Source organism: Polaribacter sp. R2A056_3_33 (genome assembly GCF_019278485.1).
Classification (GTDB): Bacteria; Bacteroidota; Bacteroidia; order Flavobacteriales; family Flavobacteriaceae; genus Polaribacter.
Genome location: NZ_CP058984.1, coordinates 1,198,718 through 1,211,582 on the forward strand (window position 1 = coordinate 1,198,718; position 12,865 = coordinate 1,211,582).

Consider the following 12,865-nt stretch of genomic DNA (forward strand, 5'->3'; position numbering starts at 1 on the left):
AATTACACAGTAACTAATGTTACAGTTCTAAAACCTTAATACTATTTCTAAATAATTGAATTTTACTTTCGTTTTCTAACTTTTTAAGTAATCTAGAAATTACAACTCTAGAAGTATGTAAATCTTCAGAAATTTGTTTATGGGTAACATTTAAAACATCATTATGGGTAACCATTGCCTTATCTTTAAGATATTTAAAAAGGCGTTCGTCCATTTTTAGAAAAGCAATAGTATCTAAAGCTTCTAAAAGCTCATCCATTCTGTTATGATATGTTTGTAAAATATAAGATTGCCAAGTTTTATATTTCCCTAACCATTCTGCCATTTTTTCTTTTGGCAACATAATTAATTCAACATTTGTTTCTGCTACAGCTCTAATCTTACTCTTTGTTTGCCCCATACAGCAAGAAAGTGTCATGGCACAAGTATCTCCTTTTTCTAAATAGTATAAAACAATCTCATCTCCATGTTCATCTTCTCTAAGAATTTTAATGGCTCCAGAAATTAATAAAGGCATCGATTTAATATAATCTCCAACTTCTATAATAGTTGTATCTTCTTTAAAGCTTTTAGAAACACCTAATTTTTCTATTTCTAAAATTAAATCTTCCTCAAAAAGGTAACCAAAATTAATATCTAACTTACTTGTCATTATACTTTATTTTTCACCTATAAAAATAGTGAAACCTATTGTAAAAATAAAGTATATTCTAGTTTATTGCAACAACAAAAGCCCAAGATAAACTTAGGCTTTTATTAATATTAGGGGGGAAATAAAATTATTTGGCTTTTTTATCTGTGCTCATTAATAAGTAAACGGCTACAACTAGGCCAACAACAACCAATGCAAAAATGCCTATCATAATGGTACCATTTACCCAAGAAACTTGTGGTATATTTAAAAAGCTCATATTCATCTAATTTTGAACTCAAAAATATAACATTAGATTACTTTAAAATATGACCAAAATCAGTTTTTAAAAATTGACATTTAAAATATCTCCACTTAATTGTAAAAGTTGTAATTCAATTAATTTTGCATCAAATTTAGCATTGTTAAAAGCTGTTTTAGAATTTAGTAAATTAATTTGTGCTTGCCTAAATTCTATAGATGTTATTTGTCCCAATTTATAACGCTCTGTACTTCTATCAAAATTATTCTGTGTAGTTGATACATTTTTTTCTTGTGCTGATAAAATAAATAATTGGTTTTGATAATTCTCCCAAGTATTTTTCAGATTATTATTGATGGTTACTTTTTGTTGTTCTAATAATATTTGCTGATTTTCTAATGCTATTTTTGCATTGGCAACATTGGTTTTTGTACTTCCACCGTCAAACAAATTCCAAGACAAACTTAAACCTGCATTTAATCCGTTAGATGATGTAGATTTTGGCTGAAAGGCATTGGCAAGGTTTTCGTTATCATTCTGGTTCCAACCATAAGATGTATTTAAAGCTAAAGAAGGTAAATAATTAGCCTTATTTACTTTAATGTTAAACTCGCTAATAGCAATGTTTTTTTCATTTTGTTTAAGGGTAGAATTATTAGCAATTGTTTTTTGCTGGAGCTCTTCTAAATTCATCATTTTATTAAAACTAACCTCCGTTTCAACATTATAAGTTACTGCTTTTTCAATTCCTAAAATAATGTTTAAACCACGTTTGGCATTGCTTAATTGCTGTTTGGCACTTATTAATGTAATGCTATCATTATTTACATCTACCTCTGCATTTAACAACTCTAACTTAGTTGATTGCCCGTATTCGTATTGATATTTTGCACGCAGTAAACGTTGTTTAGAAATAGACAATGCCTCGTCTAAATTTGTCTTATTTTCTGATAACCTTGCAATTTGAAAGTATGAGGTAAACAATTGTAAATAGGTGTTTTCGATCGTTTCTCTAGCTTGTAATTCGGTTAAATTATAGGTTTCTTTTAATTGCTGATAATTGTATTTTCTTCCCAATCCATCAAAAAGAATATAATTTAAACCAATACTTGCGTTATAAGACTTAGTTACAGCACCTGTAGTAGATGTTGCTGCGCCCGTTTGTGGTGTGTTGGTTTGATTATTATTGCTATAATTTGCTCCCGAAGAAACCGTTGCCGTTGGCAAAAAACCAGTATTATAAATACTTTTATTGTTTTTTGCAACTTCTAAATTATTGTTCGCAATTTTAATTCCGAAGTTATTTTCTAAGGTAATTTCTAGTGCTTCTTTTTTGCTTAAAATCTCTTGCGAGATTCCTTGTAAAGTCGATAAAAACCCGACTATTAATATGGTGTTTCTAATGATCTTCATGTTCGTCGAATTTAGATTCTATAACAGCTCTTTCTACCTCTTCTTTATTTACTTTATCTCCTGTTTTTAGCCATTTAAGTCCAACTTTTATAGAATTAGAAACGGACAATAATAATGGTAACATTACCAAGGTTAAAATGGTTGCAATTGCTATTCCGTAAGAAATAGAAATTGCCATCGGAATTAAAAATTGTGCCTGTCTACTTTTTTCTAACATTAAAGGGGCTAAACCAGCTACTGTGGTTAAAGAAGTTAAGAAAATTGCTCTAAAACGAGATTGACCAGCCAAAACTAAAGCGTCATCAAACAACATTCCTTCTTTTAAATAACTATTAAATTTCCCTATTAAAACTAAACCATCATTTACCATAATACCTACTAGTGCAATAATACCCAACCAAGATAAAATGTTGATTGGAAAATCGTGAATATAATGCCCTAAAACAACCCCAATCATACTAAAAGGAATCATTATAAGTAATAATAGTGGCTGACTGTAAGAACGAAATGTAAACGCTATTACAATATAAATTAAGCCTAAAATAATCCACTTTAACCATTCTAAAGAATCTATGGTTTTTTGGGCCTCTCTATTCTGACCTTCGTAAAGAGGAGATACAGAATGATATTTAGAAATTATTAACGGCATTACACGTGTTTTAATATCATCTAAAATTTCAGTTGCACTTTCTTTTGGATCTTTTAAATCTGCAGAAACTTGAATTTCTCTTTTTCCATTTAAATGATTTATAGCAATATCTCCTCTTTTAATTTGATACGTTCCAATTTCTGAAAACGAAATTCTTGTTCCGTTTGGAGCTACAATTTGCATATCATCTAAGTTTTTAATAGAAGATCTATCTTCTCTATTATAACGCACCCAGACTTTAATTTCGTCTTGCCCTCTTTGAAAACGCTGTGCCTGAAATCCGAAGAAACCATTACGAATTTGCGCCATTACAGATTGTAAATTTAAGCCTAAAACATATGCATTGTCTTTTAAAGTAATGCTTACCTCTTTAATTCCAGCAGGATCATTATCGGAAATATCTTTTAATAAAGGATTATTTTCTAACTCTAGTTTTAATTCTGCTTTTGCGGCTTTTAACTCTTCAATATTATTTCCTAATAAAGAAACTGCAACTGGACTTCCTCCAAAATTACCACCAGAACCAAAAATTAAACTTTCTACACCGTACACTTTTCCTACTTTTTCTCTAATAGAATTTGTTATTTCTGGTGATGAAAACTCTCTACTTTCTCCTGCTAATAAATTGATATTTAAAGTAGCATTCGCACTACCGGGACCAACTCTTTTTATGATATTTTGTACAACTTGCTCGTTTCCGGATTGTTTTGCTGTATATTCTTTATTTATCAACCAAACTTTTTCTTCAATTTTAGAAATTATAGAATCCGTAATTTGTTCGTTTGTACCTTGGGGCATTTTTAAGGTTACTTGTATTTTATCACTTGCAATAGAAGGAAAAAAAGATGTTCTTACAATTCCGCCACCAATAGATGTTATACTAAAAATTAACAACGCAATAGGCATTGAAAAAGCAAACACCTTATTTTTTAAAGAAAACTTTAAAAAAGGTACGTATAGTTTTTCATTTATTTTTGTTAACCCTCCGTCTGCAAACCTGTTTATTTTATTAAAAAATGCATCAATTGCATTCTTCTTTTTTACCTCACCATTTTCTAGTCTTTTTCTGTCTAAAGCTTTAGAATGTGCAATATGTGCTGGTAAAATAATTAAGGCTTCAATTAAAGAAACTGTTAATGTTAAAAGTACAACAGTAGAAACTTCACTAAAGAAATTACCGATTCTTCCATCTACAAAAAACAAGGTTGAAAAAGCAATAATAGTGGTTAGTATTGCCGAAACAATTGGCGGAATTACTTCCATTGTACCATCTATGGCTGCTTGAATTTTAGATTTACCTAAATCATAGTAATGATGATAAATATTTTCTCCAATTACAATTCCATCATCCACCAAAATACCAATAACAATAATCATCCCAAACAGTGATAAGATATTTATAGTAACATCAAATTGTGCTGCTAAAATAAACATCCCGAAAAATGAAATAGGCAAACCAAAGGCCACCCAAATTGCCAAACGCAAATTTAAAAACAATGCTAAAAAGAAGAGCACAAGTAAAATACCTACCACTCCGTTTTCTATTAAAAGTCTGGTTCTACCTTGTAAAGTTACACTTCTATCATCTGTAATATCTAAATGAATATTTTGGTTTTGCTGATTAAATTTGTGAATGTATTCTTTAATTTTATCCGCAGAAGAAAGTAAATCTTCATTGTTTGTATTACTTATAGAAATATCAATTGCTAAATTACCATTGTAATATAATCTATCTGGAGTTTCTGACCAAGTATCTTTAACCTCTGCAATATCTTTTAGGCGAATTATATGTCCGTTTGTTTCCGTTCTAACTATAAGGTTTTGTAACTCTACACCATAATAAGAACGGTTACTTGCTCTAATTAAATAATCTTCTTGGGCAGTTTTAATATTACCTCCAGTTATTAAAAGATTAGAGTTTTGAATAGCCGTTGCTACATCTGTAAAGGACAAATTATACGCACGTAAATCATTTTCTTTTACAGCGATTTCAATTTCTTCGTCTGGAAATCCAGAGAGAGACACTTGAGAAATTCCTTCAATCCCTCTAATATCATTTTCTATATTTCTAGCATATTGCTTTAAAGAACCTAGCGAAATATCGTCTCCACTAATCGTAAAACTGATGGTTGGTCTAATATTTTCTACTTTTGCAATTACGGCAGGTTCCATACCAGAAGGAAAAGACGGAACTCTATCTACCGCATTTTTTACATCTGTTAAAACAACATCTATATCTTTCCCTTTTTCTACCTCTATATTTACCGTTGCAGAGTTTTCGCTAGAAACAGAAGTTACACGTTCTACGCCAACAATTCCTTTTAAATTATCTTCAATTTTAAGGACAACACCTTCTTCCATTTCTGCAGGAGAAGCTCCAGGGTATGCTAAAGATATGTTTATTAATTCAGAGTCTGTCAGCGGAAAGAAAGACGATTTCATTGTAATAGCGCCCACTAAACCAAAAGCTACAAATGCAATAATAAAGACATTAACAGCAACAGGATATTTAATAAAATATGTAATTATTTTTTTCATCTAATTACTGTTTATTAATTTTTACAATCATACCGTCAAAAGCACCTGGCAATACTTGTGTTAATATTTTTTGATTATTCTCTAAACCTTTAATCACCACTTTTTCGCTACCAAAATAAACTGGTTGAATATTTGTTAACGTTAAAATACTATCGTTTTTAATTGTATAAACAGATTGGTTGTCTACTAGTAATTTTCTAGAAATTTCGATAGCATCAATTTCAGATTTTGCAACTAAGTCTGCTTCTAAAAACATACCTTCTTTTAAATCGGCATGTATTACATCTACATATGCTTTTATTGTTTGTGTTACTTGATCTACTTTTCCATTAACACGAACCACTTTTCCTGTGTATTTTTTTGTTTTTTCTAAATTAGATAAGTCAACAGAATTACCAACTTTTAATAAGTCTGCATATTCTGAATTTACAGAAACTTCCATTTCATATATTTTAGGATCTATAAACTCGCCTAATTTCTGACCAACTCTAACTAAAGTTCCAGGGCTAACTAAAGCTTCTGTTAAAACACCAGAAAAAGGAGCTCTAATTTGATGTTTAGACAAACGTACTTCTAGGTTTTTAACATTATAATATGCTGTTAAAATTCCTCGTCCTGAAATAAAATACTTTTCTTTATCTGATGAGAATTCGGGTAATTTTGGCGTTGATTTGTTCATATCAAAACCTTGTAAATAATTTTCCCAATTCTTAAATTCAACTGGGTAATCTAAACGTAAATCTGGTAAAATAGCCGTAATTAAATTATACAAGTTACTTTTCTGAGACTGTAAGCTTGCGTAAAACTCATCGCTATTTATACCTAATAAAGTTTCACCACGGTTATATTTTGTACCTGCCTTAAATAACTTATTAGATACTTTTAAAACTCCAGAAACTTCAGAGTAAATTTCTATTTTATTTTTTGCAATTAAGTTTCCGCTTGCAGTTAAAACAATAGGAATATTTTTATTACTTACATTTTCTACAAAAACAGTTTTTATTTGTCTTTCAAATGTTGGTTTTGGTTTTTGGTTTTTATCAATAAGGTAATTGCCTAATAAGATAGCACCTACGATTGTTAAAACACCTAGGATCGCTAGAATAATTTTTCTCATAATTAGTTAGTTGTACTTTTAATTTATGCTTATAAAGTATTGTATTTTTGCAAATATACTTTTAAGACGTTCAGAACTTTAAATAGTTTACAAGTAAGAATGTTAAAGAAACGTTATAATTTTTAATTATTGAGTTAAAAATTAAATATTCTAGACCAATTAGTAAGCAGTTACCCTTGTATTACGACTTATTACTTACCGGTAAAAAAAATAAATTAGAGTGTAATTTTTAGGCACCATCCTTTTAGGAATTAAAAATCTTAAAATAGGCTGTTTTTTAATGCTGAAAATAATCCGATGACAGTTTTAAATTGTTAATACCTAAATTTACCTTAGAAAAAGGAATATTTTTACCAAAGAAAACGGAACTTTGCGCATTAACAAAGCTCTTTTAGAAAATTAAAACTATATAATTAATTTGATTTGTTGCGCCAATACAAATACTGCAAAATTTTTCTCTTCTATTGATGAAATTCCTACCCAAATATGGGAGACTTTAGACTGTACAAAAAACAGTTATTTTCATCCTTATTTTTTAAAGTATATCGAAAAAAACCACCCAGAAATTACCTTTTCATATATTGTTTTGGTAGATCAAAAAAATATACCAACGGCTTTTGCCAGTTTAACAATAATTAATTTTGAACTAAATTCTATAAAAAATGATTTCGAAATTTTAAAAACTATTGGAAAAAAACTTCATGTGTTTCCTGATAAAAAACCCCTACAACTGCTTATCTGCGGGAATCCTTTTGTGAGTGGAGAGCATGGTATTTTTATAAAGCAAAATCAAGATAAAAAAGCCATTATAAAAGAATTAGCAGAAAGTATAAATCACTTTGTAAATTCTGATAAAAAACTAAAGAAACAAATTGATGCATTTCTTATAAAAGATTTTACAAAGGAATCCTTACCCATAACAGACACTTTAAAAAAATTTAGTTATCATCCGTTTTCTGTAGAACCAAACATGAAACTTCAACTCCATGAAAATTGGCAAAATTTTGATGATTATTTGGCTGCTATGAAAACCAAATTTAGGGTAAAAGCTAAAAAAGCTTTTAAACAGAGCGTCGCAATTAAAATTAAAGATGTCACCTTAGAAAACATTGATAAAATGTTGCCAGAAATGACTATACTGTATGAAAAAGTTGCCTCGAATGCAGGTTTTAATTTAGGTGTTTTTAATTTAGAAACTTACAGGAATTTTAAAAAACTGTTTGGAGAAAATTACATTTTAAAATCTTATTTTTTAGATGATAAACTTGTTGGATTTGTATCTGGAATTATCAACCAAGAATCTTTAGATGCCCATTTTGTAGGTATAGATTATCAATTAAATAGAGAGCATGCTATTTACCAAAGAATGTTGTATGATTATATAGAAATTGCCATCGATAAAAAATTAAAAACCATTAATTTTGGAAGAACTGCTAGCGAAATAAAAAGTTCTGTTGGCGCAGTACCTCAAGATTTAACCATGTATCTTCGTCATCAGAAAACTATTAAAAACAAAATTTTAAAGTTATTTTTGCAAAGAGTTCAACCAACTCCATTTCAACAAAAATTTCCATTTAAAACTTTAGAAACTAAGCATGAAAAACACTAAAGAATTAATTTCACTTTTAAATTTAGAAGATTTAGGTAACCATAATTTTAGCGGAAACAGCGTAACCATTGGTAGTCCAAATGTTTTTGGCGGACAAGTTATAGCACAAGCGGTAAATGCGGCTTATAAAACCATATCAGAAAATCGTTTTTTACATTCTTTACATTCTTATTTTTTAGAGGCTGGAGATTTAACAATTCCTATTAATTATCATGTACAAGAAGTAAGAAATGGAGGTAGTTTTTCTACAAGAAGAGTTACTGCAAGTCAAAATGAAAAAACTATTTTTATTCTAGCAGCTTCATTTCATAAAGAAGAAGATGGTTTTGAGCACCAGGCAACGTTTGATGCAACTATAAAACAACCAGAAAAATTATTGAGTTGGGATGATATGTTAAAAAAGTTTGGTGATTTTTTACCAAAATCCATGAAATACTTTTTAAGTATAGAAAGACCTATAGAATTTAAACCCGTAAGAATACCAAACCCATTACAACCAGAAAACTTACCACCAAACGAGCAAGTTTGGTTTCGCTTAAAAGGTGAAAAGCAAGAAATGGCTTTTAGAACAAAACAAGAAATTCTTTCCTATATTTCTGATTACAACATACTAAATGCCGCATTTAACCCAAATGCGAGTAATTACAATTTTGGAAATACTCAAACCGCAAGTTTAGATCATTCTATGTGGTTTTTTAGAGATTTCGATTTTGATGATTGGATGTTGTACTCTGTAGAATCTCCAAATGCTTTTGGTGCTAGAGGTTTATCTAAAGGAAATATTTTTACAAGAGATGGTAAATTAATTGCCTCTGTAGCGCAAGAAGGATTGTTAAGACCTATGAAAAAGTAGGCAATAGCAAAATTAAAAAATTAGAATTATGAGTGAAACTTTGATATATATATTTACCACAAACGGGTTATTATTTTTAATAAGTATTCTTTTTTGGAAATTCCCTCCAAAAAAAGTGAATGGAATTTATGGTTACAAAACACCAAAAGCAATGCTAAATCAAGAAATATGGGATTTTGCGAATGCTAATTTTAATAAAAGTTTTTTAATCTACTCTGGTATTTCTTTTTTAGGTGCCTTAGCTCTTGTAAACTTTGCTACTATAGAATTAACTTGGCAACCAATGGTTTTAGTGCTATTATCTATTTTAGTTAGTGTTATAAAAACAGAAAGAGCATTAAACGATAATTTTACTGAGGAAGGTAAAAAGAAGAAAAATTAGAAATTTTTCAATCTAAAAAACCTTTTTAAAGACCTATCAAAATTAACCTTCAATAAAAACACCTTATGCTTCAGTTAACTTTATAAAGTTCAATTTATTTAGACAAAAATTATAATTTAAAGAATTGAATTATTAAATTGGATATTGAAAAGTCTTGTTTCTTGCGTTTTTTAGCAAAGCGGTCTTAAGTCTTTTTTAGTCGGTATTTTGATGTATCAACTAAAAACTGTTTCTAAAATTTGGAGTGATTTTGGCTTCCTAAACCCATCTAAATGGAGTTCGAAGTACTGAATTATAATTTTTAAAACGATCTGTCTTTCTTGTTTACCAAAAGACACATTTTCTATTTCATCAAAAGTAATTCCTAATAGCTTTTTGAATTGGTAATAATAGTTACCAGAAATAAGGTTTTTTTGAGAGGTTAAATCAGAGAAGCCCCCCTCACTTAAATCAAATCCCAATTTATCAGCATCAGACAAATCTGGATAAAAACCTAGAAAACGGGTTAAATTCAGTAAAAATAACAAGTGAAAATTTGCAATTTTATCATGTAAATCTAACCAAATAAGTCCCGATTCTAAATACTCGTAAAGCCCTTCATTCTTTTCCTCTTCTTTTATTGCATAAGACAATACTTCAGATAAAAACAACACCACAGATTGCTTAACAATATCTCTATAAATAGTTTGATAAGGGTATGAAACCTGAACTTCTTTAATAGAATTTAAAGTCCCTTTATTATTGTGGCTTGCAACAATTGTTAGCTGCGTTAATGGCTGAAAATAAGCTGCTTTTAATCCTCCTTTTTTAGCTTTTAAAATACCTCTAATTAAATAAGACTTTACCCCTTCTTCTTCTGTAAAACATTTTACAATTAGGCTTGAGTCTCCAAATTTTAAAGCACTTAAAACAATTGCTTTTGTAGTTACAACAGCCATTTTAGTTTACAATTGCAATTTTAGTAACAGCTGTTTCCGTTGCATCATCATTAGATAATAATACAATATAAATACCAGAAGCTACATTAATACCTGCAAGATTTTTTTTATTCCAAACCACTTTTCCCCCTTGTAATTCCTGCCCTTCTACCACATTGGTTTCATATACTAAGTTACCGGCAACATCAATTATTTTTACATTAGTTCCTTTTGGTAAATGTGTACCGTTTCTACCATCAATAGTAACCGTTTCATGATTTTTTAATGCAGGGTTTGGGTATGCATAAATATCTGGAATAACATCACCGAAAGGTGCCACTTTACTATTATAAACTACAATACCTTTATTGGTTGCAAAATAAACTTTACCAGTACTATCATCTACCGCTATTTTTACAATTTTATTAGATGGTAATGGCGAATTGTCCATACTAAAATTGGCTAAGGTTGTTTGTCCGTTTGGATTGGTATAAATTACACCACCATTATCTGTACCAAACCACTTATTGTCTGCGCCATCTACCACAATGCTATTAACACGTTGATCCCCCAAAAGTCTTTCTCCAAAACCCTCCTCGTTTCCGTTGATAACTACCGCATTTGCATTTGGTGTAGCATCATCAAAAACACCTGATGCATTGTTATACATAACCAAACCAGATCTAGTACCAATCCAAACTCTATTGCTACCATCTACAACTACAGATTGTACATTTACATCCGGAAGATTCCCTAAATTAGGCGTTGCAATTAATGCCTTTTTTCTAGCTCCGCTCTCATTAAATACATATACACCGTTTCCTCTAGATCCATACCAAAGACTGTTATTTCTATCAATAGCAATTTCACTTATACCTGCTCTACTAGCATCTGTTTCTACAGATCGCATATCAAAACTAGTCCAATTGCCACTTGTAGAAAGTTTTTTTAACTCACTATCGACCAAAACATTTGTTACCCATAAGTTTCCTTCAGGGTCGAAAATAGTACCACTAACCCTTACCGTTACCCTGTTTGGGTCGGCTGCTTCAATATCTGCTAACGGACTATTTAAATGATTATAAAAGGTTTTAAGTTCATCGTTTTCTATCACTAATAAACCTCCTGTAGCATTTTTATTAGTATCTGATGTTACGTTTGTATCTCCAAAAGAACTAACATAAACTCTATTTTCTACATTTGGATCGATTGTAATGTGGTTTAAATCTGAAAAAGGAGCATCTGAATTTAAATTTATATTTTTCCATTTTACTCCATCAATTTCTTTACCGTTAAAATGGCTAATAACACCTATTCTATTTCCAATAGGTCCATAAACATCTGTATAACCACCATAAACAACCCAAACATTGTTATTGCTTGCCGCTATTGAAAACACATCATTTTCTAAAGGTCCTTCTGGATGGATTTCTACATAGTCATCGTTATCTTTATGTCTTTGTAATAAACCAAACTCTGTGGTTACTAAAAAAATGGTATCATCTTCAAAAAAAGAATTGTTTAAAGTAAAATTGAAATTTCCTGTTGTGGTAAATTGAAAAACAGTGTTTAAAGAAGTATCTATAATTACAGAATTTTGACCTAAAGTAGCTGTCAAAAAGGAAGATGAACTTTTAATAGAAATAATTGGTTGAGAAAAATCTCTTATTTCATTTAAAACACTTCCATTTATTTCATATAATTTCGATCCAGAAATTGCAAATACATTATTATTAAACGTTACTAATTCCTTAAAATTATTGCCACTAAATTGCTGATTCCAATTATTAAAGTCTATTAAAGATGTATTATTTGTATCTGCCGTATAAATTCCGTCTTCAGTAGCTGCATAAATTACATCATTTAAAACAGTTGTTGTATTAATTCCTATAGCACTAGATTCTTTACCAATAAAATAGGTATCACCAAACTCTAACCTGTCAATATCATACACTACAATAGCAAATGGAGTAGACAAATACAATTTGTCATTATACTCTGTAATATCATTGATACTTTTTTCTCCAGATTGATTAAAACTAACAATATCTGAAGAAATGGTTATTAAACCATCTTCATCTACAACTTCTACCAATCCGTTTTCATAACCAATTACCAACCTTTTAAAACCACTATTATAATGAATAGAACTTGTAGTTTCTCCAGACAAGCCTTGTACAGAAGATAGTTTTTCAATCTCTTTAGTACCCACGTTGTACGTAAAAACAGCATTGTCTGATAAGGCATAAATTACATCATCTACCTTTACAAAATCTTTTACATTGTTGTAAGAGTAAAAGTCCTCCCAAGAAGTACTATAATCTGTCTGAGCGGAAAATGATACTGAGAAAAATAAGATAGAAAGTATAAAGAATTTTTTCATCATTTAAGTTTAATATCCCAAAGATATTTCTTTTTTATCATTAAACGTAAACATGCTAGTATTAGTACACTTTTTAACCCTATTTCTAAGATTTATTCTAATTTGTAATAT

At 29.8% G+C, this 12,865-nt stretch carries 10 protein-coding genes; 3 read left to right on the top strand and 7 right to left on the bottom strand.

Going from position 1 to position 12,865, the window contains the following annotated elements; genetic code table 11:
- Positions 1-19: 19 nt before the first annotated feature.
- From H0I29_RS05070 to H0I29_RS05085, 5 genes are all read right to left on the bottom strand, one after another.
- A complete protein-coding gene (locus H0I29_RS05070; protein WP_218754639.1) occupies positions 20-652 on the bottom strand; it encodes a Crp/Fnr family transcriptional regulator in 633 nt (210 codons plus the stop codon).
- 127 nt (positions 653-779) lie between these two features.
- Positions 780-911 carry a hypothetical protein gene (locus tag H0I29_RS18415; protein ID WP_261972279.1) on the bottom strand — a complete coding sequence of 44 codons (132 nt, stop codon included), beginning with the start codon at positions 909-911 and terminating at the stop codon, positions 780-782.
- A gap of 66 nt (positions 912-977) precedes the next feature.
- Positions 978-2,306 (bottom strand): TolC family protein, encoded by a 1,329-nt coding sequence (locus H0I29_RS05075; RefSeq protein WP_218731777.1) that lies wholly within the window; start codon positions 2,304-2,306, stop codon positions 978-980.
- Complete coding sequence (locus H0I29_RS05080; protein WP_218754640.1) at positions 2,293-5,493, bottom strand: efflux RND transporter permease subunit; 3,201 nt, start codon at positions 5,491-5,493, stop codon at positions 2,293-2,295. The genes H0I29_RS05075 and H0I29_RS05080 overlap by 14 nt, the downstream gene beginning before the upstream one ends.
- Before the next feature lie 4 nt (positions 5,494-5,497).
- A complete protein-coding gene (locus tag H0I29_RS05085) occupies positions 5,498-6,610 on the bottom strand; it encodes an efflux RND transporter periplasmic adaptor subunit (RefSeq protein WP_218754641.1) in 1,113 nt (370 codons plus the stop codon).
- A gap of 418 nt (positions 6,611-7,028) precedes the next feature.
- Between H0I29_RS05085 and H0I29_RS05090 the strand changes: the two genes are divergently transcribed.
- From H0I29_RS05090 to H0I29_RS05100, 3 genes are read left to right on the top strand one after another with little or no spacing between them, the layout of a single operon-like run.
- Positions 7,029-8,219 (top strand): peptidogalycan biosysnthesis protein, encoded by a 1,191-nt coding sequence (locus tag H0I29_RS05090; protein WP_254712700.1) that lies wholly within the window; start codon positions 7,029-7,031, stop codon positions 8,217-8,219.
- Positions 8,206-9,072 (top strand): acyl-CoA thioesterase II, encoded by an 867-nt coding sequence (locus H0I29_RS05095; RefSeq protein WP_218754642.1) that lies wholly within the window; start codon positions 8,206-8,208, stop codon positions 9,070-9,072. The genes H0I29_RS05090 and H0I29_RS05095 overlap by 14 nt, the downstream gene beginning before the upstream one ends.
- A 28-nt stretch (positions 9,073-9,100) precedes the next feature.
- Positions 9,101-9,454, top strand: a complete 354-nt coding sequence (locus H0I29_RS05100; protein WP_218731781.1) for an SdpI family protein — start codon at positions 9,101-9,103, stop codon at positions 9,452-9,454.
- A gap of 215 nt (positions 9,455-9,669) precedes the next feature.
- On the opposite strand, the gene recO is transcribed toward H0I29_RS05100, so the two are convergent.
- Together recO and H0I29_RS05110 are read right to left on the bottom strand one after the other, a co-directional pair.
- Entirely contained in the window at positions 9,670-10,392 is a 723-nt protein-coding gene (gene recO, locus H0I29_RS05105) for a DNA repair protein RecO (protein ID WP_218754643.1), read from the bottom strand.
- 1 nt (position 10,393) lies between these two features.
- Positions 10,394-12,754, bottom strand: coding sequence for a hypothetical protein (locus tag H0I29_RS05110; protein WP_218754644.1), 2,361 nt, complete (start codon positions 12,752-12,754; stop codon positions 10,394-10,396).
- Positions 12,755-12,865 lie beyond the last annotated feature (111 nt).